Annotated in this window: 16 protein-coding genes; 9 read left to right on the top strand and 7 right to left on the bottom strand. The window is 69.2% G+C overall.

Annotation, left to right across the window (positions count from 1 at the left end; all coding sequences use genetic code 11):
* Positions 1–5 precede the first annotated feature (5 nt).
* Complete coding sequence (locus AMK34_RS41065) at positions 6–1946, top strand: transglycosylase domain-containing protein (protein ID WP_073849145.1); 1941 nt, start codon at positions 6–8, stop codon at positions 1944–1946.
* A 542-nt stretch (positions 1947–2488) separates the two neighbouring features.
* Here AMK34_RS41065 and AMK34_RS41060 read toward each other — a convergent pair.
* Both AMK34_RS41060 and AMK34_RS41055 read right to left on the bottom strand, forming a co-directional pair.
* On the bottom strand, positions 2489–3145 hold the full coding sequence (locus AMK34_RS41060; protein ID WP_073849144.1) for an O-methyltransferase: 657 nt from the start codon (positions 3143–3145) through the stop codon (positions 2489–2491).
* 32 nt (positions 3146–3177) lie between these two features.
* Positions 3178–4005 carry an ABC transporter ATP-binding protein gene (locus AMK34_RS41055; RefSeq protein ID WP_038509632.1) on the bottom strand — a complete coding sequence of 276 codons (828 nt, stop codon included), beginning with the start codon at positions 4003–4005 and terminating at the stop codon, positions 3178–3180.
* Between the two features lie 128 nt (positions 4006–4133).
* Here AMK34_RS41055 and AMK34_RS41050 point away from each other — a divergent pair, with 128 nt between their 5' ends.
* Positions 4134–5450: an aminotransferase-like domain-containing protein gene (locus AMK34_RS41050; RefSeq protein WP_073849143.1), complete on the top strand. Its 1317-nt coding sequence runs from the start codon at positions 4134–4136 to the stop codon at positions 5448–5450.
* Between the two features lie 72 nt (positions 5451–5522).
* On the opposite strand, the gene AMK34_RS41045 is transcribed toward AMK34_RS41050, so the two are convergent.
* The 3 genes from AMK34_RS41045 to AMK34_RS41035 form a co-directional block, all read right to left on the bottom strand.
* Positions 5523–7331, bottom strand: coding sequence for a hypothetical protein (locus AMK34_RS41045; protein ID WP_073849142.1), 1809 nt, complete (start codon positions 7329–7331; stop codon positions 5523–5525).
* Positions 7332–7444: 113 nt separating this feature from the next.
* Positions 7445–9418, bottom strand: a complete 1974-nt coding sequence (locus AMK34_RS41040; protein WP_073849141.1) for an SDR family oxidoreductase — start codon at positions 9416–9418, stop codon at positions 7445–7447.
* 58 nt (positions 9419–9476) lie between these two features.
* The gene (locus tag AMK34_RS41035; RefSeq protein ID WP_039922712.1) at positions 9477–9695 is read right to left on the bottom strand and encodes a hypothetical protein; all 219 of its coding nucleotides are present in this window, start codon (positions 9693–9695) and stop codon (positions 9477–9479) included.
* A gap of 196 nt (positions 9696–9891) precedes the next feature.
* On the opposite strand from AMK34_RS41035, the gene AMK34_RS41030 reads away from it, so the two are divergent.
* Complete coding sequence (locus tag AMK34_RS41030) at positions 9892–11115, top strand: NAD(P)/FAD-dependent oxidoreductase (protein WP_073849140.1); 1224 nt, start codon at positions 9892–9894, stop codon at positions 11113–11115.
* A gap of 77 nt (positions 11116–11192) precedes the next feature.
* Here the strand turns inward: AMK34_RS41030 and AMK34_RS41025 are convergent, their stop codons facing one another.
* Complete coding sequence (locus AMK34_RS41025) at positions 11193–12452, bottom strand: Bcr/CflA family multidrug efflux MFS transporter (RefSeq protein ID WP_073849139.1); 1260 nt, start codon at positions 12450–12452, stop codon at positions 11193–11195.
* 230 nt (positions 12453–12682) lie between these two features.
* On the opposite strand from AMK34_RS41025, the gene AMK34_RS41020 reads away from it, so the two are divergent.
* Genes AMK34_RS41020 through AMK34_RS40995 form a run of 6 tightly spaced genes read left to right on the top strand, consistent with a single transcriptional unit; the run spans position 12683 to position 19234 of the window.
* On the top strand, positions 12683–13543 hold the full coding sequence (locus AMK34_RS41020) for a fumarylacetoacetate hydrolase family protein (protein WP_038509641.1): 861 nt from the start codon (positions 12683–12685) through the stop codon (positions 13541–13543).
* The gene (locus AMK34_RS41015) at positions 13543–14844 is read left to right on the top strand and encodes an enolase C-terminal domain-like protein (RefSeq protein WP_038509644.1); all 1302 of its coding nucleotides are present in this window, start codon (positions 13543–13545) and stop codon (positions 14842–14844) included. Before AMK34_RS41020 ends, AMK34_RS41015 begins: the two co-directional genes overlap by 1 nt.
* The gene (locus AMK34_RS41010) at positions 14841–15602 is read left to right on the top strand and encodes an SDR family NAD(P)-dependent oxidoreductase (protein ID WP_073849138.1); all 762 of its coding nucleotides are present in this window, start codon (positions 14841–14843) and stop codon (positions 15600–15602) included. The genes AMK34_RS41015 and AMK34_RS41010 overlap by 4 nt, the downstream gene beginning before the upstream one ends.
* A gap of 25 nt (positions 15603–15627) precedes the next feature.
* The gene (locus AMK34_RS41005; RefSeq protein WP_073849137.1) at positions 15628–16665 is read left to right on the top strand and encodes a sugar ABC transporter substrate-binding protein; all 1038 of its coding nucleotides are present in this window, start codon (positions 15628–15630) and stop codon (positions 16663–16665) included.
* Positions 16662–18221, top strand: a complete 1560-nt coding sequence (locus AMK34_RS41000) for a sugar ABC transporter ATP-binding protein (RefSeq protein WP_073849136.1) — start codon at positions 16662–16664, stop codon at positions 18219–18221. Before AMK34_RS41005 ends, AMK34_RS41000 begins: the two co-directional genes overlap by 4 nt.
* On the top strand, positions 18218–19234 hold the full coding sequence (locus AMK34_RS40995; protein ID WP_073849135.1) for an ABC transporter permease: 1017 nt from the start codon (positions 18218–18220) through the stop codon (positions 19232–19234). Before AMK34_RS41000 ends, AMK34_RS40995 begins: the two co-directional genes overlap by 4 nt.
* A 110-nt stretch (positions 19235–19344) precedes the next feature.
* On the opposite strand, the gene AMK34_RS40990 is transcribed toward AMK34_RS40995, so the two are convergent.
* Complete coding sequence (locus AMK34_RS40990; RefSeq protein ID WP_016336349.1) at positions 19345–20055, bottom strand: FadR/GntR family transcriptional regulator; 711 nt, start codon at positions 20053–20055, stop codon at positions 19345–19347.
* Between the last annotated feature and the right edge of the window lie 81 nt (positions 20056–20136).

Here is a 20136-nt window from a genome sequence, read left to right as displayed (position 1 = left end):
CTGGCGTGGAAAACCCGGATGAGGCAGACGCACCCGAGTCGGAGACCACGGCCACCCCGGAGCCGAAACCGAAGAAGCGCAGGTGGCGCAAGATCGTCGCCTGGACGCTCGGCCTGGTGATCGGCATCCCGGTCGTCGCGTTCGGGCTCGCGTACGTCCTGCTCGACGTCCGCAGCCCGCAAGAGGTGCTCGCCGATCTCGACAAGACCGTCGTCCTGCAGAACGCCGACGGTTCCGAACTGCTCAAGGTGGTCCCGCCCGGCGGCGACCGGCTGTTCGTGCCCTACGACGCCGTCCCCGCGAAACTGCGCGACGCGATCGTCGCGACCGAGGACCCGACCTTCTGGGACAACGAGGGTTTCGACCTCACCGGGCTCGGCCGCGCGCTGGTGACCGGTGTCGGCGGTGGCTCGGGGATCACCCAGCAGTACATCAAGAAGTCCACCGGCAACGAGGACGTCACCCTCACGCGGAAGTTTTCCGAACTCGTGCTCGCCACGAAGATCACCCAGCAGCAGACCAAGAAGGAGATCTTCGAAAGCTACGTCAACATCATCTCGTTCGGCCGCGGCACGTACGGCCCGGCTTCGGCGATGAACGCCTACTTCGGCCGCAAACTCGACGATTCGATGACCTGGAGTGAGGCGGCCTTCCTCGCGGGGATGATCCAGTCGCCTTCGGTGCACGACCCGTACGCCTCCAGCCACGAGCACGCCATGAAGCGCTGGTCCTACGTGGTGAACAAACTGGTCGCGCGTGGCTACGTGAGCCAGGCCGAAGCGGTCGCCATGACCTATCCGGAGGACGCGATCCAGGCGCCGTCGGAGACCCGCGCGGGCCGCGTCACCTACGAGCAGTACCACATCAAGCAGCAGGTCCTCGCCGAACTCGAGCAGGTCGGCTACCCACTCGACCGGCTGCGCGGCGGCGCGATGAAGGTCGAGACGACCATCGATCCGCGTGCCCAGGCCGAAGCCGAGAAGGCGGTCAAGGAGCGGTTGAAGGGGCAGCCCGAGCATTTCCGCGCGTCGCTGGTCGCCGTCGAACCCGGGACCGGGGCCATCCGCGCCTACAACGGGGGTGGCTGGAGCGTGCACGACTACGCGGGCACCCCGTACGGCACCGGCTCGGCGTTCCAGCCGTTGCTCCTCGCCGCCGGGCTCGAACGGGGCGTGAACGTGGACGAACCGCTGAAGGCGCCCGCTTCGGTCGATTTCCTCGGCGAGACCTTCGAGTTCCAGGACCAATGCGGCGAAGGCGGGAAGTGCACGCTGCGCGAGGCGATGGGGCGGGGCGCTCAGGGCCCGTTCGTCGACCTGGCGAAGAAGCTCGGCGCCGAAGCGGTCCGGGAAGGCGCCCGCGCGGCCGGGATCCCCGAGTCCGTCGATGGCGCGGTGACCCTGCGCGAGAAGGACGGGTTCCTGATCGGCCCGGGGATCGCCGTCGGCCGGTATCCCTTACGCCCCAGCGACATGGCCGGTGCTTACGCGACCTTCGCCGCCGACGGCATGCGTGCCACCCCGCATCTGGTGTCGAAGATCCGGGACGAGAACGGCGAAATCGTGTGGGAACGGCCGTCGGACAAGACGCCCGCGTTCCAGGGCGACGAGGTGCTGAGCCGCCGGGTCGCGGGCACGATGAGCCAGGTACTGGCCACCGGTCTGAAGGATCGTCCGGCGGCGCTGAAGACCGGCGACTTCCGGTTCGAGGAGACGGACGACAACGCGGGCGGCTGGGCGGTCGGGTACACACCGCAGCTCGCGACCGCGGTCTGGGTCGGCTCCGACGAGCCGCGCCGGATGCGGGACGCCGCCGGGGAGAAACTGACGGGCAGGACACTGCCGTCGGACATGTGGCAGCGCTTCATGAACGGTGTCCACCGAGGACAGCCGGCGCGGTGGCCGGACGGTTCCGAACCGCGGCCTGCCACGACGGCGCCGCGGTGATGCTTCGGTCCAGCGGGTCGTGAGTGGCGTTTCGTGTTCTAACCCGAATCGCCACTCACGAGCCGGGTTGTACCGAGACAGCGGCTTCGCGTGATTGGGCGGACGGCACGTGTGATCCGACGGACGACACACGTGATCAGATGGACGACACGCTCGCGGTGAAGCTTTCGCCGTGAGTCGTCCGTCCAGACACGCGTGTCGTCCGTCGGATCACGTGTGTCGTCCATCCAGTCACGCAAGACCGCCAGTAGGTACTCAGGACACGGTTGGTTCTAACCCGAAACGCCACTCACGAGCCGGGTTGTACATGAAGGCCCCCTTCCTGTACCTAGGCGCAAGGATGGGGGCCTTCATGTACTGGCATGGTCGAGTTTCCTCGGCTGAGCCGAGGCAAGAGACCTTCACGGACCTGACCCGAAGCTTCACGCGCTGACGTGCCTACTGGCGCAGGTTGGCTCAGCCGCGATCCGCGTAGGTACCTAAGACACCGTTGGCTCTAGCGACCCGAAACACCCACGCCCCGGCGGGCCGAGCGATGTCCGTCAGGGCTTCACGAGCACGACGGTCAGGCCGTCGTAGCCCTTGCTCCCGACGGTCTGGATCGCCGTCGCGTCGACGCGGGGTTCGGCGGCGATCATCTCGTGCAGCCGCCTGATGCCCTGGATGTTCGGGTCCTCGCTGGCGGCGTCGGTCACCGCGCCACCGCGGACGACGTTGTCGACCACGATCACGCCGCCGGGCCGGACGAGCTTCAGCGACGCCTCGAAGTAGGCCGGGTTGTTGGCCTTGTCGGCGTCGATGAACGCCAGATCGATCGGGCCGTCGACCGACGGCAGCAGGTCCAGCGCCTTGCCGACGCGGACGTCGACCAGCCCGCCGAGTCCGGCCGCGTCGATGTTGCTGCGCGCGACATCGGCGTGCTTCGGGTCGTATTCGAGGGTGACGAGCCTGCCCTGCGGCGGCAGGGCGCGGGCGAGCCAGATCGTGCTGTACCCGCCGAGCGTGCCGATCTCCAGGATGGACCGGGCGCCGATCATCCGCGCCATCAGGTTGAGCAGTTTGCCCTGGTTCGGCGCGACGGCGATCGACGGCAGCCCGGCCTCGTCCGACGCCTTCCGCGCGCGTTCGAGGGCGGGGTCGGACGGGACGAGCACCCCGGACAGATAGTCGTCCACTTCGGACCACAGTTGCTGTGACATGGCACCTCCGCGGCCAACTTACTCCGAGGAGATCAGGCGGCGCGGCGGCCGGCTTTCGGGATCACCAGCGGGGTACCGGTTTCCGGGCACGGCATGACCCGGCAGGGCAGCTCGAAGATCTTTTCGACGTTGGCGGCGGTCACGACCTCTTCGGGTGCGCCGGTCGCGAGGACCTCTCCGCCGCGCATCGCGATCATGTGCGTCGCGTAGCGGGCGGCGTGGTTGAGGTCGTGCAGCACCGCGACCAGCGTCCGGCCCTGCTTCTGGTGCAGTTCCGCGCACAGGTCGAGGATGTCCATCTGGTGCGCGATGTCCAGATAGGTCGTCGGCTCGTCGAGCAGCAGGAGGTCGGTCTCCTGCGCCAGCGCCATCGCCATCCACACTCGCTGCCGCTGACCACCCGACAGTTCGTCGACCAGCCGCTCGGCGAGATCGTCGACGCCGGTGGCGCGCATGGACTCCGCGACCACGGTGGCGTCCTCACGGGACCATTGGCGCAGCAGGCGCTGGTGCGGGTACCGGCCGCGCGCGACGAGGTCCGCGACGGTGATGCCGTCGGGCGCGATCGAGCTCTGCGGCAGCAGGCCGAGCCGCCGGGCGACCTCCTTGGCTGGGAAGGAGCTGATCACCTGGCCGTCGAGGAACACCGAACCCTTGCGCGGTTTGAGCATTCGCGCCAGCGCGCGCAGCAGGGTGGTCTTGCCGCAGGCGTTCGGCCCGACGATGACGGTGAACGACCGGTCGGGGATGACCACCCCGAGGTCTTCGGCCACGGTCCGGCCGTCGTAGGCGAGCGTCAGCGCGTCCGCGTGCAGACGGGACGTCGTGCTCTGCTCGGTGAGGGTTTCCACGGTCTCCACGCAGGTTAGGCTAACCTAGGAGGCCGCCGTTGTGGTGTTCCGTAGGTCGCAGTCGGCTCACGACGTGCTTCGATGGCATCATCCCCAGTGCAATCGCGTGAATGCACTCGGTGCGATCGAAGGGCGGCATGGAGGACTACCGGATAGTCGCGGACGAGATCTCCGCCGACGTCGAGGCGGGCAGACTCCGGCCGGGCGACAGGCTGCCGCCGCAGCGGCGTTTCGCCAGGGAACGCGGGATCGCGAACTCGACGGCCGCGCGGGTCTACGGCGAGCTCGTCCGGAGGGGTGTCGTGGTCGGCGAGGTCGGCCGGGGCACGTTCGTCCGCGCCGGTCGGCCGCCGTTGGAGACCGCGCTCGCCGAGCCCGGCGGTGCGACGGTCGACCTCGAACTCAACTTCGCCGTCCTTCCGGAACAGTCGGCGCTGGTCGGGAAGGCGCTGGAGCCGCTTCTGCGCGAAGACGTCCTGACAGCGGCGTTGCGGCCGGGAAGCGTTTCGGGCTCGAAGCAGGCGCGTGACGCCGTCGCCGGGCTGATCGCGAAGGACGGCTGGACGCCCGAAGTCCTCTTCGCCGGGAGTGGGCGCCAGGCCATCGCGGCCGCCATCGCCGCCTTCGTGCCGATGGGGGAACGGCTCGCCGTCGAAGCCATCACCTACCCCGTGGTCAAGGCGCTCGCCGGGCGGCTAGGTGTGCAACTGGTGCCCATCGAGACCGACGACCGGGGTCTCATTCCCGAGGCGCTCGAAGCCGCGTCCGTCCGCGCGCTGTACGTCCAGCCGACGCTGCACAATCCACTTGGGTCCACAATGGACGAAGCGCGCCGGAGCGAGCTGGCCGAAACCGTGCGCCGGATGGACATCCCGGTGATCGAGGACGGGATCTACACCTTCCTGCGGCCCGAGGTCCGCCCCTTCGCGGCGTACGCGCCGGAACGCACGGTGTTCGCCGACAGCATGTCCAAACGACTCGCGCCGGGGCTGACCACCGGATTTCTCGCCGTCCCGGCGGCATGGACGGAACGGCTCGCCGCGGCCGTGCGTTCGGGCGGCTGGGTCGCGCCCCGGCTCGCCGTCGAAGCGGCCACCCGGTGGATCACCGGCGGCACGCTGGAAACCGTCGAACGGGCGAAACGGCTCGACGCCGCGGAACGCCAGCGGCTGACGGCGGAACGCCTGGCCGGGTTCACCCTGCGCGCCGATCCGCAGGCGTACCACTGCTGGTGGGAGCTCCCGGAACACTGGCGCGCCGAGACCTTCGTCGCCGCGGCCGCGCGCCGCGGGATCGCGGTCACCCCGGCGGCCGCGTTCGCCGTCGTCCCCGGTCACGCCCCGAACGCGGTGCGGCTCGCGGTCTCGTCGCCGCCGCTCGAAACGCTCGCGGCCGCTTTGGACGTCCTCGCCGGACTCGCCTCCGGCCGCCCCGAGGACGCCGGCGTCGACTGACCCCCAACGCGTTTCGTCCTCTGAATGCGGTAGTTGGCAGCGCGAACTACCGCATTCAGAGGACGAAACGCGTCAGGGGCGGGGTGCCCACTTGCCGATGAAGCTGCCGCAGGTGACGGTCTGCCCGGTGAGCCGCGACCGCAGCGCGTTCTCCAGCCCGAGGTAGTCGAAGATCGGGGCGTCCCCGGCGACCTGGTCGGGCACGGGGCCGCCCTTGGCCAGCACCGGCATGCTCACGGTCTGGAACAGCACGAGGTAGTCGCCGTCGCGGTTGAGCCCGTCGGCCGCCGCGAGCATGCGTTCCGGGGCGTCGGCGACGATCTCCAGCGGCAGCGGCCATTCCAGCGGGAACGGGTTGCGCAGGCCGAAGGCGGGATACGCGAACGGGTTGTCGGGCAGGACGGCCGTGCGCCCGGCGGGGAAACGCGTGACGCAGTCGTGGATCTGGGAGATGTAGGTGTAGGTGCCCGGATTCGTCCGGATGCCGCGCATCGACGGCGTCACCGTGCCGAGGTCGCCCGTCAGCTTCTCGTGCGCCATGTCGAGGTACGCGGCTTCGTCGTGATGCGCGACGACGGCCCAGCCCGACACCAGCACCGCGACCAGGCCCATCGCTGTCGCGCCCGCCAGCCGCACCCGGCGGGGCGGTTCCGGCATCGGCGGCAGCGCGTCCGCGAGCAGCAGGATCGCCGTCAGCGCCAGTGTTCCGGTGAACAACGTCGGGGTGTCGTTGCCCCACGACAGGCTGGTCATGAAGCCGGTCGCGAAGACCAGCGCGGCCATTCTCGGGAATCGCCGCGTCGCGACCCAGTTCACCAGCAGCGCGACACCGAGGATCCACCAGAGGACGTCCGCCCAGCGCGACGCGCCGGTGAAATGCCCGTCGACGACGGTGCCGACCACCACCGCCACCCCCGCCAGGAGCAGCAGCCGGGCGAGGACCGCCCCGGCGAAACCGGCGCGGTCGCGGAAGGTCCCGAGCAGGGCCAGGAACACCCCCGCGATCAGGAAGAACGTCAAGCCCCGCACCGGTGGACGCAGCAGGGACGCGGGATTTTCCAGCCACAGCCCGAGAAGCCGCTCGCCGTACGCGGGCAGCCCGCCGGTGAGCTGCTCGGCCATCGCGCCGAGCCCGCCGTCGAGGGTGACGATTCCGACGTAGAAGACCAGGAAAGCGCCCAGCGCCAGCAGATCCCAGGCCAGCCGTCCCCACCAGCGGCCGGTGCGAAACGCTCCCTCGCGCAGCGACGGGTGCAGCAGCAGCCAGCACAGCGCGATCAGCGGCACCGGCGCGAAACTCTGTTTGACGAACACCGAGGTGCCCAGCAGCACCAGGCCGAGCCGGCGTGGCCACGCCTTGCCGTTGCGCAGCCCCGAATCCAGCGCCCAGGCGCCGCACGCGGTCAGGAAGATCCCGTCGATCGTGTGCCACGCCATGAGCGGGAACGCGTTGAGGTTCAGCAGCGACGCGGCCGCCGTCAGCCCGGTGAGCCCCGGCCCCCAGTCACGCACGCGGCGGCGGGTGACCAGAACCGCGAACGCGATGGTCGCCAGGATGATCTCCAGCATGCTGAGCACGCTGGAGACGAAGAACAGCGGCCCCGGCAGCAGGAAGTCGACGATGTGCAGGTACGCCGAACCCAGCGGCCGCGCGGAGATGATGTCCGAATGCGGCACTTCCCCGTGCCGCACCCGCCAGGCCTGGGCGAGGATGAAACCCTGGTCCGACGGGTGGAAACCGAAGCGCCCCACCCGGAGTTCGGTGGCGACGGCGAGCGCGAGCACCCAGGCCGCGTGCAGGGACAGCCGCAGCACTGTCCTGGACGGACGTACCACCGCTGCGTCCGGTCCGGTCGACAGCGGGGGACTGGCGACGTCCACACTGCCCCTTCCCGGTCGTCCCTACCTCGGCCCGTGCCCGCCGACCCCCGGCGTATCGGAAACCGATGGTAGCGGCCGGGGGCGTCCCCCGATCGAGCCCCGGCGGCGGGACGTCAGGGACGACGGCGCCAGACCAGCCTCGTGACCGCGCCCGCCACCGACGCGAGCGGGGCCTTTCGGGGCAGGCCACGGGATTCCGGTGCGGATTCGGGCATCGCGCGATAGACGAGGTGGGCGAAGAACCGGGCCGTCTTCGGTGCGACGAGCGTCACCAGTTCGGCGGCCGTTCCCTCGGGCAGGTTCAGGATCTCCGGTCGTTTCTCCAACGCCTTCACCACGAGGGCGGCGGCGCGTTCGGGGGAGCTCGACGGCATGCCGCGATAGGAACCGGTCGGGGTGATCATGTCGGTGCGCACCAGCGGCATCCGGACCGAGGTGAAGGTGACGCCGTCGGAAAGCGTTTCCCGCCCGGCGGTCAGCCCGAACTCCTCCAGCGCGGCCTTCGAAGCCAGGTAAGCGGAAAACCGCGGGGTGTCGGTCTGCAGTCCTTGGGTGGTCACGTTGACGACGTGGCCGAAACCGCGTGCGGTCATCGACGGCAGCAGGCCGAGCGTCAGCCGCACGGGTCCGAAGTAGTTGATCGCCATCGTGCGCTCGAAATCGTGGAATCGTTCGGTGGACAGCGAAAGCGATCGCCGGATCGAGCGGCCCGCGTTGTTGACCAGCATGTCGACGGCGCCGTGCGCGGCGAGCACGTCCTTGACCAGAGCGTCGACGGCGCCGCCGTCGGTGAGGTCGCACGGATACGCGGACGCCTTGCCGCCGGCCGCGACGATCTGCTCGCGGACCTCTTCGAGTTCGTCGGCGCGCCTGGCCACGAGGATCACTTCGCCGCCCTTCGCGGCGACGGCGAGCGCCGACGCGCGCCCGATACCCGAGGACGCGCCGGTGATGAGGACCTTGCGGCCGTCGAGCGGTTCCGGCCCGGGACGGCGGCGGCCGCGATCGGGATCCAGATGCGCGAGCCAGTACCGGTAGAGCGGACCGGCGTACTCCTTCAACGGGGGCAAGGTGATCCCGCTGCCTTCGAGCGCGGCCGTGGTCGCGCTGGTGTCGAAGTCGACCTCCATGCTCAGATGCGGCAGGACTTCGAGCGGGATGCCGAGTTCCGCGAGCACCGCCGCGCGGGCCGACCGTCCGCCGGGGACCCGGTCGAAGCCGGCGGCCGCGGATTTCGCCAGCCGGGTTCCCGCGCGCTTGAGCGCTCCGGAAGGCCGGGCGGGAAGGACGGCGGAGATCTTCGGCCCGCCCGCGGCCCGCGCGAACGCGTTGTAGACCTCGTGAAGCGGCTGTGGCCGGGGCGACGCGAGGTGGTACGTGCTGCCACTGGGCGCGTCGACGTGCATGAGGTGTTCCATCGCTTCGACGACGTAGTCGACCGGAACGAGATTCGTGGCGCCGAGATCCGGGGCGGCCAGTGGAAGACGGCGGGGCAGCGCGGCGAGCCGCGAGATCGCGGGAAGGAAGTAGTACGGACCGTCGATCTTGTCCATCTCACCGGTGCGCGAATCACCGGCCACGGCGGACGGCCGGTACACGCGGAACGGCGTTTTCCCGTGCCGTCGCACGAGTTTCTCCGCCTCGAACTTCGTCGCGTGGTACGGCGACGCGAAACCCTGGCCGAGGTCGAAGTCGGCCTCGGTGAACCGTCCGGCGTACTGTCCCGCGACCGCGATCGACGAGACGTGGTGGAAGAGCCCGGCCTTCGCGGCCGCGGCGAACTCCAGGACGTTGCGCGTGCCGTCGACGTTGGCCGCGCGGTTCGCCGCTTCGTCCGCGGTGAGGTCGTAGATCGCGCCGAGATGCACGACGTGGTCGAGGGGTCCCACGCGGGCGGGATCGATGCCCAGCGAGGGTTCGGTCAGATCGCCGGTGACGGGAACGAGCTTCTCGTGGCTCGGGAGCTTCCCGCGTGAGGTCTCCCTCACGAGAACATGGACGGCTACGGTCTCCGGTCGCCGTAGTAGGCGCGCGACCAGGCGTTTTCCCAGAAAACCCGTCGCGCCCGTCACGAAGTAGGTGGTCATGGCCGGCTCCTTCCGAACGGGGCCGACTCTACCTACTCAGAAGTAGGAACGGTAGTTGTCATTCACTGTGGTCCGGATGTTCGGCCACCGCGACCACGGCGTCGCGGAGCGCGGCGCGCAGGCGCCCCACGTCCAGCGGCCCGAGTACGGCGGCCTCTCCGGGCGGCGCCACGAGCACGATCTTGTCGCTGCTCACGAACACCGTCACGTCCCTGCGCCTGCCCGCGAGATCCCGGCAGCCGACCGACCATTCGTCCCGGGGTGCCAACGTCCTCATCCTCCCGTATCCCATGATCTCCCTTTCTCGTCCGAGGCTGGGACGAGGCGCTTTCGGGGGCGTGACGCCGATTACCCCATGTTCCTACTGATGGGTTAACCGATCCTGCATATCGTGATCGACTTCCGCTCTCGCTAGGCCGGAAGGGGACGAACGGGAGTAGCGTCCGGGGGAGGGACTGCTTGGGAGGTCATGGATGTCCGAACCCAGGAAGATCGTCATCGTCGGCGCCGGTCTCGCCGGGGCGACGGCCGCCGGGACGCTGCGAGAACGCGGTTACGAGGGCGAGATCGTGCTTCTCGGCACCGATACACATCGCCCGTACGAATTACCGCCCTTGTCCAAGGGACTTCTGATGGGCAAGACCGATGAACCCGACTGGGTGCACGGCGAAGGTTTCTACGGCGAGAAGGACATCGCGTTCCGGAGCGGGGTGACCGCGACCAGGATCGAGCTCGGCGGGCGGCTCGTGCACGACGACGCGGGCGGCGAACACCGCTTCGACCGGCTCGTCCTCGCGACCGGCTCTCGGCCGCGTTCGTTGCCGGTGCCCGGCGGGGATCTGCCGGGTCTGCGGACCCTGCGCACCCTCGACGACGCGCTGGCGCTCCGCTCGGCGTTCAAGGACGCGCGGCGGGTGGTGATCGTCGGCGCGGGCTGGATCGGGACCGAGGCCGCGGCGGCCGCCAGGGAACACGGCGCCGAGGTGACCGTGGTCGACCAGGTCGGCTCGCCGTTGCTCGCGGTACTGGGCGATCAGGTGTCCGGCGTCTTCAAGGACCTGCACACGCAGCACGGGGTGAACTGGCGTCTGGGTGAAGGCGTCGCCGGCTTCACCGGCGGCCCGGACGGGGTGACCGGTGTCCGCCTTCAGAGTGGTGACGAGCTCCCCGCCGACGTCGTGCTGGTGGCCGTCGGCGCCGCGCCGCGGGTCGATCTCGCGCACGCCGCCGGGCTGGAACTGTCCGATGACGGCGGTGTCTGCGCCGACGCAGGCCTTCGGACGGCCGCGCCCGACGTCTACGCGATCGGCGACATCGCCGCGCATTTCCATCCCCGCTACGGAAAACGTGTCCGCGTCGAGCACTGGTCGAACGCGAAGTGGCAGGGGGAGCACGTCGCCGGGAACCTGCTGGGCGAGAACGAGCCGTACTTGCGGAGTCCGTATTTCTTCTCGGACCAGTACGACCTCGGATGCGAGTACCGCGGCCTCGCCGATCCCGAGACCGACGAACTCGTGGTGCGGGGCGATCTCGCGGCGCGGGACTTCACCGCGTTCTGGTTGCGGGACGGGCAGGTGGCCGCCGCGATGAACGTCAACCAGTGGGATGACGGGGACGCCTTGAAGGCCCTGGTCGAGGGACGCGCGGCGGTGACCGCGGAGCAGCTGAGGACTGCCGATCTCACTTCGCTCGTTTGACCCCTCCGGATGCTAGGAAAGGACCGTTCCTTGCAAAATTTGCAAGGAACGGTCCTTTCCTAGCGCGCGTGACGGGGTCAGACCTCCTGGGCGACGGCCACGAGAGGCACCGAAGCGCGCGAAGGCCGCGTCAGGGTCCCGAAGGCCAGCAGCGCGAGCACGCCGAAGCCCGCCATCACGATCCCCATCGGGACCGCGGTGCCCGGACCGCCCAGCCCGACCAGCGGCGTCGCCAGCCCGCCGACGACGAACTGCAGCACACCCAGCAGCGCCGACGCCGAACCGGCGGACCGCGCCTGTTCGGCGAGCGCCAGCGAACTCGCGTTCGGCGCCACCATGCCGATACTCGACACCAGGATGAACAGCGGGATCAGCAGCCCGATCAGCCCGAGGTCCAGCACCGTCGCGGCCAGCACGCCGAAGCCGGCCACCGCCGCGATGACCAGGCCGACGGTCAGCAGCGTCCGCTCCGGGAAACGTCCGACGATGCGCCCGTTCAGTTGTCCGACGGCCACGATGCCGATGCCGTTGAGGCCGAATACCAGGCTGTACGCCTGCGGGCTGAGCCCGTAGACGCCCTGCAGCGCGAAGGAGGAGCCGGAGATGTAGGCGAACAGGCTGCCGAACATCAGGCCGGAGGCCAGCGCGTAGCCGAGGAAGCCGCGATCGCGGAACAGGCTCGCGTACTTCCGCAGCACCGAGCCGAACCGCGCGGGGGTGCGGCGTTCCTCGGGCAGAGGCTCCGGCAGCAGGAAGAAGACGACGGCCAGCAGGACCGCGCCGAACACGGTCAGGCAGACGAACACGCCGCGCCACGACGTCCAGTTCAGGACCTGGCCGCCGATGATCGGCGCCAGAATCGGCGCGAGCCCGTTGACCAGCATGAGCAGCGAGAAGAACTTCGTCATCGCGGTGCCGGAGTAGAGGTCGCGCACGGTCGCCCTGGCGATCACGATGCCGGCCGCGGCGCCGAAGGCCTGCACCCCGCGGGCGGCGATGAGCAGTTCGGCGGTCGGGGCGACGGCGCACAGGATCGAGCCGACCATGTAGAGCGCGAGCCCGGCCACGAGCGGTTTGCGGCGGCCGATCGCGTCGGACAGCGGTCCGAGGATCAGCTGGCCGAGCGCGAGCCCGATGATGAACGCGCTCAGCGTGAGCTGCACGGTCGCGTCCGCCGCGCGCAGCTCGCCCGCCATCTGCGGCAGCGCGGGCAGGTACATGTCGATGGACAGGGGCCCGAAGGCGGACAGGCCGCCGAGGATCAGGACGAACCGGGCGCGTCCGGTCGTGAGAGGACGCGCGACGGGTTCTTCCACTCGCTCGGGCGCGATGGTCATGCTCGTTCCTTCCCCAGTGATGGTTCCGCGAGGAACAACTTGCTTAGAGTAGGTAACTATTCCCACTGTGAGTCTCGCCACCCGGACTTCGCAAGACTGATCCGATCAATTTTCCGGACAAATCCGAGTGGCCCCTAGATCTCGTCGGAGGTCGTCGGGTATACATCGGATGTCTGTTCGTTGCTGTGGGAGCCGTTGATTGTTGACGGTTCGGCTGGAAGGGAAAATCCGTGCAGCTGTTGCGACTCGGGGAGCCGGGAAGTGAGCGTCCGTTCGTACGTGCCGGGGACGGCACGCTGCGCGACCTCTCGGCGCTGACCGCCGACATCGATGGCAGCTTCTTCGCGGGCGACGGCGTCGCCAGGGTCGCGGCCGCGCTGGCCGCCGGTGAACTGCCCGAAGCGGGCCCCGAATTCACGTCGGCCAGAGTGGGCTCGCCGATCGCGCGGCCGGGCAAGGTCGTCTGCATCGGCCTCAACTACCGGCAGCACGCCGAGGAATCCGGCGCCGAGGTCCCGACCGAACCCGTTGTCTTCATGAAGGCGCCCGACGTCGTCGTCGGCCCGGAGGACGACGTGCTCGTGCCGCGCGGCTCGACCAAGACCGACTGGGAGGTCGAGCTCGGCGTCGTCATCGGCAAGACCGCGCGCTACCTCGAAAGTGTCGAAGAGGCCTTGGAGTACGTCGCCGGCTACACCGTCTCGAACGACGTGTCCGAGCGCGAGTTCCAGCTCGAACGCGGCGGCACCTGGGACAAGGGCAAGTCGTGCGAGAACTTCAACCCGCTCGGCCCGTGGCTGGTCACCGCCGACGAGGTGGCCGACCCGCAGGACCTCGGCCTGCGGTTGTGGGTCAACGGCGAGAAGAAGCAGGACTCGTCGACCAAGGACATGATCTTCTCGGTCGCGGAGATCGTGCACTACGTGAGCCAGTACATGGTGCTGCGCCCCGGGGACCTCATCAACACCGGCACCCCGCAGGGCGTCGCGCTCGGCCAGCCCGAGCCGAAGCCGTACCTGACCGAAGGTGACGTCATCGAGCTCGAGATCGACGGCCTCGGCCGCCAGCGTCAGAACGTCAGGCAGGCGTGATGGCGAAGATCGTGGGCATGGAGGTGCTCGACGTCCGCTTCCCCACTTCGCGGGAGCTGGACGGTTCGGACGCCATGAACCCGGACCCGGACTACTCGGCCGCGTACGTCGTGCTGCACACCGACGGCGGCCCGGACGGCTACGGGCTCGCCTTCACCATCGGACGCGGCAACGACGTCCAGGCCGCGGCGATCCGCGCGCTGGAACCGCACGTCGTCGGCAGGGACGTGCCCACCGACGCGGCCGCGCTCGGCGACCTTTCACGGGCACTGGTCGGCGACTCGCAACTGCGCTGGCTCGGCCCGGAAAAGGGCGTCGCGCACATGGCGATCGGCGCGGTGGTCAACGCCGCCTGGGATCTCGCCGCGCGGATCGCCGGTCTCCCCGTCTGGCGGTTCGCCGCCGAGATGTCGCCGGAGGACCTGGTCTCCCTCGTCGATTTCCGGTATCTCTCCGACGCGTTGACCGAACAGGAGGCGCTCGACATCCTCCGCGCCGCCGAACCCGGCCGCGCCGAGCGGATCGCCAAGATCGAGCGCGACGGCTACCGCGCGTACAGCACTTCCCCCGGCTGGCTCGGCTACTCGGACGCGAAACTGGTCCGGCTCGCCGAACAGGCGGTCGCGGACGGCTTCGAGATGATCAAATTGAAGGTCGGCGGGAATCTCGAGGACGACGTCCGCCGGATGAAGCTCGCCCGCGAGACCGTCGGCCCGGACATCCGGGTCGCCGTCGACGCGAACCAGCGCTGGGACGTCTCGACCGCGATCACCTGGATGACCGCGCTGGCACCGTACGACCCGTACTGGATCGAGGAACCCACCTCGCCGGACGACGTGCTCGGGCACGCCGCGATCGCCAAGGCGCTCGCCCCGATCCGGGTGGCCACCGGCGAGCACGTCCAGAACCGCGTGGTGTTCAAGCAGCTGCTGCAGGCGGGCGCGATCTCGGTACTGCAGCTGGACGCCGCCAGGGTCGGCGGGTTCAACGAGAACCTGGCGATCCTGTTGCTGGCGGCCAAATTCGGCGTCCCGGTCTGTCCGCACGCCGGTGGCGTCGGGCTGTGCGAACTCGTCCGGCACCTGTCGATGTTCGACTTCGTGGCCGTGTCCGGGAGCGACACCGACCGGTCCATTGAATGGGTCGACCACCTCCACGAGCACTTCACCGATCCGGCCGCCGTCGTCGACGGCCGCTACGTCGCCCCGTCCGCGCCGGGCTTCTCGGCCCGGATGCACGACGCGACCCTGCGCCGGTTCACCTTCCCCGACGGTCCAGAGTGGACGGAGACAAACCAGTGAGTGAGTTCGAAGGCCTCGTCGCCGCCGTCACCGGCGGTGCCTCGGGAATCGGCAGGGCCACCGCCGACCTGCTCGCCGCGCGAGGGGCGAAGGTCGCGGTGCTCGACCTGAATCCCGGCGACCTTCCCGAAGGCCTCACCGGATTCCGCTGCGACGTCGGCTCCGACAAGGAGGTCCGGTCGGCGATCGACGCGGTCGCCGAGCGATTCGGCAGGCTCGACGTCCTGGTCAACAACGCGGGTATCGGCGCGCAGGGCGACGTCACCGCCAACAGCGACGACGAATGGCACCGGGTGCTCGACATCAACGTCGTCGGCATGGTGCGGCTCGCGCGGGCGGCGTTGCCGCATCTGAAGAACTCGCCGTCGGCCGCGATCGTCAACACCTGTTCGATCGCCGCGTGGGCGGGCCTGCCCAACCGCGCGCTGTACTCGGCCAGCAAGGGCGCGGTGCTTTCGCTGACCCTGGCGATGGCGACCGATCACCTCGCCGACCGGATCCGCGTCAACTGCGTCTGCCCCGGCACCGCGGACACGCCGTGGGTCGGCAGGCTGCTCGACGCCGCGGGCGATCCGGAGGCCGAACGCGCCGCGCTGGCCGCCCGTCAGCCGATGGGCAGGCTGGTCACCGCGGACGAGGTCGCCAACGCGGTCGTGTATCTCGCCAGCCCGCTGTCGGCTTCGACCACCGGCACGGCGCTCGCGGTCGACGGAGGGATGTACGGGTTGCGTCCGCGCGGCCCGATCCACCACCAGTAGTTTCGCTGCCATCAAGGAGGATGCGGTGCGTACGAGGGTGATCAAGGTGGCCGCCGCGGCCACCGCGCTCGGGCTGGCGCTGTCGGCCTGTGGGTCCACTAAGAACAACGCAGCCACTGCTCCCCAGGGCGGGGGCGGCAAGGTCGGCGCGACGATCCCGTTGCTGACCTCGCCGTTCTGGCAGGCCTACAACAACTACGTACCGCAGAAGGCGAAGGAACAGGGCGTCGAGGCGCTGCCCACGGTCAACGCGGACAGCGATCCGGCGAAGCAGATCACCGACATCAACACCTTGCTCAACCAGGGCGTCAAGGGCCTGGTCGTGACGCCGCTGGACTCCGCCGCCGTCGTGGCCGGCCTCAAGGCGGCGGAGAACAAGGGTGTCCCGGTGGTGGCCGTCGACGTGGCGCCGGAGGGCGGCAAGGTCGCGATGGTGGTGCGCGCGGACAACAAGGCGTACGGCACCAAGGCCTGCGAGGCGATCGGCGCGAAGGTCACTTCGGGCAAGGTCGTGCAGGTCATGGGAGACCTGGCCTCGGTCAACGGCCGCGACCGCTCCGAAGCGTTCCGTCAATGCATGAAGACGAAGTTCCCGGGCGTCCAGGTGCTGGAGGTCGCCGCCGAATGGAAGGCGGACAAGGCTTCGTCCGGCCTGGACAGCCTGCTGACCGCGAACCCGGACATCAAGGCCGTGTACATGCAGGCGGGCGGGGTGTACCTGGCGCCGACGCAGCAGGCGCTCAAACGCAAGAACCTCTCCTTCCCGGTCGGCGACCCGAAGCACGTCGTGCTGGTCAGCAACGACGGCATTCCCCAGGAGCTGGCCGCGATCCGCGCGGGCGAACTCGACGCGACCGTCTCCCAACCCGCCGACGACTACGCCAAGTACGGCATGTACTGGATCAAGAAGGCGATGGCGGGGGAGACCTTCAAGGCGGGGCCGACCGACCACGGCAGCACCGTCGTCGAGGTCCGGCCGGGGATCCTCGAAGACCAGCTCCCCGCGCCCGTCGTCACCAAGGACAACGTGGACGACAAGGCACTCTGGGGGAACAACCTGTGAGCGCGCTGCCCGCCGGGTCCGCCGCCGTGCCGGTGGTCAGCGCACAGGGTGTCGGCAAACGCTACGGACCGACCGTGGCGCTGTCCGACGTCAGCCTCACCGTGCACCCCGGCGAGTCGCACGCGCTCGTCGGCCGCAACGGTGCGGGGAAATCGACGCTCGTCTCCATCCTCACCGGACTGTCCAAAACGGACACCGGTCACGTCGAGTTCGGCGGCGTCCCCGCGCCGCCCTTGTCCAAACAGGACGACTGGAAACGCGCGGTCGCCTGCGTCTACCAACACGCGATGGTCGTCCCGCAGCTGACCGTCGCGGAGAACCTGTTCCTCAACCGCCAGTCCGAGGTACTTTTTCCCGCCGAGGGCTCATCGAAACAGTCCGGTAAGGGGTTCGCGATCGGCTGGCAGCGATTGCGCCGTCAGGCAAGGGATCTGCTCGACTCCTGGGACGTGGGGGTCGACGTCGACACCCCGGCGGGCGAGCTCTCGGTCGAGGACCGGCAGTTCGTCGAGATCGCGAGGGCGCTCTCCTACGGCGCCCGGTTCATCGTGCTCGACGAGCCGACGGCGCAGCTGGACAGCCAGGCGATCGACCGGCTTTTCGCGCGGATGCGTCAGATGCAGGCGAACGGCGTGACGTTCCTGTTCATCTCGCACCACCTCCACGAGGTCTACGAGGTGTGCCAGGCGGTCACCGTGCTGCGCGACGCCAAGCACATCCTGACCGCGCCGGTCTCCGAGGTCGGCCGGGCCGAGCTGATCGACGCGATGACCGGCGAACAGGGCGGGCTTTCCGTCCGCGACGCCTCCACGCGCGAGGCGCTGGACGAGGACGCCGCCGAGGTCCTGGCCGTCGACGGGCTTTCCGGTGACGGCTTCGCGGATGTGACGTTCCGGATCCACCGCGGCGAGGTGATCGGGCTCGCGGGCAGCAACGCCAGCGGCAAGCATCAGGTCGCCGAAACCGTGTACGGACTGCGTTCGCCGTCCTCCGGCACGGTCCGGGTGGACGGGAAACCGTTGAAACCGGGCGACATCCCGGCCGCGATCCGTGCCGGGATCGGCTGTGTGCCGAGGGATCGCCATCACGAAGGACTGGTGCTGGAGCACTCCGTCGCCGACAACGCCACACTGTCCATTTTGGATCGTATGGGCAAGGGCGGGCTCGCGGCACCGGGCGCGCGGTACGGCCGGGCCGTGCGAGCGTTGCGGGATTACGACATCGTCGCGGCCGACGCGGACCAGCCGGTGTCCGACCTTTCCGGCGGCAACCAGCAGAAGGTCGTCCTGGCCCGCGCGCTGGCCGGTGATCCGCGCCTGGTGGTGCTGATCAACCCGACCGCGGGAGTGGACGTCAAATCGAAGGAGGCGCTGCTCGCGGTCGTCGACCGGGTGCGGGCCGAGGGGAAGGCGGTGCTGATCGTCAGCGACGAGCTGGACGATCTCCGCCTGAGCGACCGGGTGCTGGTGCTGCGTGCCGGCGCCGTGGTCGCCGAACACCGGGCGGGCTGGTCCGACGGCGACCTGGTGGCCGACATCGAAGGAGTCGAGCGGTGACCGAACTGATGACCGATCCGAAGACTTCGACGCTCACGGCCCCGCCGAAGCGCCGGAAGTTCCGCTGGCTGCGCGAACTCGCGCTCGTGCCGGCGCTCATCGTGGTGCTGATCATCGGAGGACTGATCAGCGACACGTTCCTGACCTTCGGCAGCATCGTCGGGATCCTGTCCGCCTCGGCCGCGCTGTCGATGGTGGTGCTGGGTGAATCGCTCGTCCTGCTGACCGGGAAGTTCGACCTGTCACTGGAATCCACCATGGGCATGGCGCCCGCGCTGGGCGCGATGCTGGTCATCCCGGTGGCTTCTTCGGGTTTCGGCACCGAGATCCCCGGATTCGCGGGCATCCTCGCCGTGCTGGTGGCCGGTGCCGCGGTCGGCTTCGTGAACGGTTTCCTGATCGTCAAACTGAAGCTGAACGCCTTCATCGTCACGCTGGCGATGCTGACGGTGCTGCGCGGCACGCAGATCGGCTCCACCCAGGGGAAGACGCTCTTCGACCAGCTGGACGTGTTCACCGCGCTGGCCACGACGACGTTCATCGGGCTGCCGATGTCGGTGTGGCTGGCCGCGGCGCTGTTCACCGCGTTCGGGCTGGGCCTGCGGTATCACCGGATCGGACGGTCGCTTTACGCCATCGGCGGCAACTCCGAAGCCGCGCGGGCCGCCGGTATCCGCGTCGACCGGATCTCGTGGGGCGTCTTCGTCGTGGCCGGTGTGCTGGCCGCGCTGGGTGGGCTCGCGTACACCGGCTACGTCGGCGCGCTCGGTGCGGACCAGGGCGACGGATTGATCCTTCAGGTGTTCGCCGCTGCGGTGATCGGCGGTGTCTCACTGGACGGTGGGAAGGGCACCCTGGTCGGGGCGCTCACCGGTGTGCTGCTGCTGCAGACCGTCACCAACCTGCTGCAGGTGGCGCAGGTGCCGCCGGAATGGCTCAAGGCGATCTACGGCGTGATCATCCTGGTCGCGTTGATCATTTCCCGCTATGCCGGTGGGAAGGCCCAGACCTAGCCCCCTCGCCGATGCGATGAACGGTCCTTTCCTTGCAAATTTTGCGAGGAAAGGACCGTTCCTAGCGCGCGAAGGGCCGGTTAGAGGACGTGAGAGAGGAGAGAGCGGTGTCAGGAAGCTTCGGCGGCCGTGGTGGGGTCGTCGGCGGTGCCGAGCGCGTTGCGGAGCCACTGCTCCACCCCGGCCACGTGCACGGTGGCCCACGAACGCGCGAGCTCGGGCTCACGGGCCGCGATGGCCTCGTAGATCGCCGTGTGCTGCTCGCGGGTCTTCGCGACCGCGCCCTCCTGGGTGAGCCCGCGCCAGATGCGGGCGCGCGCGGTGGGGCCGGACAGGCTGTCCAGCAGCGAGCACAGCACCGGATTGCCGGAGCCGTCGGCGATCTTGCGGTGGAACTGCAGGTCGTTCGCGACCAGCGCCTCCACCGTCGGCGAATCGGCCAGCTCGTCGAGCAGGCGGCCTAGTTCCGCGATGTCCTCGTCGCTCATGTGCAGTGCGGCCAGCGCCGTCGCCGCCGGTTCGAGGATCCGGCGGACGGCGAGGAAGTCCAGCACGGTGTCGTCGCGGTGGAAGTCCACCACGAACGTCATCGCGTCGAGCAGGAGATTCGGTTCGAGGCTGGTGACGTACGTGCCGTCGCCCTGGCGGACGTCGAGCACGCGGATCAGGCACAGCGCCTTCACCGCTTCGCGCAGCGAACTGCGGGACAGGCCGAGCCGCTGGGCCAGTTCGGCCTCCTTCGGCAGCCTGTCGCCCGGAGCAAGCTCGCCGGAGATGATCATGTCCTTGATCTTGTCGATCGCGACATCGGTGACCGGCATGTTCCACCGCCCTCCCCGAAGACCTCGGATGTTTGAGTGTTAGTTGACAGAGTGCCATGTTTCGAATGAAGGAGGCGCGGT

It is taken from the genome of Amycolatopsis sp. CB00013 (genome assembly GCF_001905755.1).
Taxonomy (GTDB): Bacteria; Actinomycetota; Actinomycetes; order Mycobacteriales; family Pseudonocardiaceae; genus Amycolatopsis; species Amycolatopsis japonica.
The sequence above is the reverse complement of the archived record's forward strand: the minus strand, read 5'-3'. Positions and strand labels throughout refer to the sequence as shown.

What these genes read in the sequence shown, in the direction of transcription:
- AMK34_RS41060 (WP_073849144.1), bottom strand. Translation starts at nt 3,145, where the DNA reads ATGTCACAGCAACTGTGGTCCGAAGTGGACGACTATCTGTCCGGGGTG.
- AMK34_RS41050 (WP_073849143.1), top strand. Translation starts at nt 4,134, where the DNA reads ATGGAGGACTACCGGATAGTCGCGGACGAGATCTCCGCCGACGTCGAG.
- AMK34_RS41040 (WP_073849141.1), bottom strand. Translation starts at nt 9,418, where the DNA reads ATGACCACCTACTTCGTGACGGGCGCGACGGGTTTTCTGGGAAAACGC.
- AMK34_RS41035 (WP_039922712.1), bottom strand. Translation starts at nt 9,695, where the DNA reads ATGAGGACGTTGGCACCCCGGGACGAATGGTCGGTCGGCTGCCGGGAT.
- AMK34_RS41030 (WP_073849140.1), top strand. Translation starts at nt 9,892, where the DNA reads ATGTCCGAACCCAGGAAGATCGTCATCGTCGGCGCCGGTCTCGCCGGG.
- AMK34_RS41025 (WP_073849139.1), bottom strand. Translation starts at nt 12,452, where the DNA reads ATGACCATCGCGCCCGAGCGAGTGGAAGAACCCGTCGCGCGTCCTCTC.
- AMK34_RS41015 (WP_038509644.1), top strand. Translation starts at nt 13,543, where the DNA reads ATGGCGAAGATCGTGGGCATGGAGGTGCTCGACGTCCGCTTCCCCACT.
- AMK34_RS40990 (WP_016336349.1), bottom strand. Translation starts at nt 20,055, where the DNA reads ATGCCGGTCACCGATGTCGCGATCGACAAGATCAAGGACATGATCATC.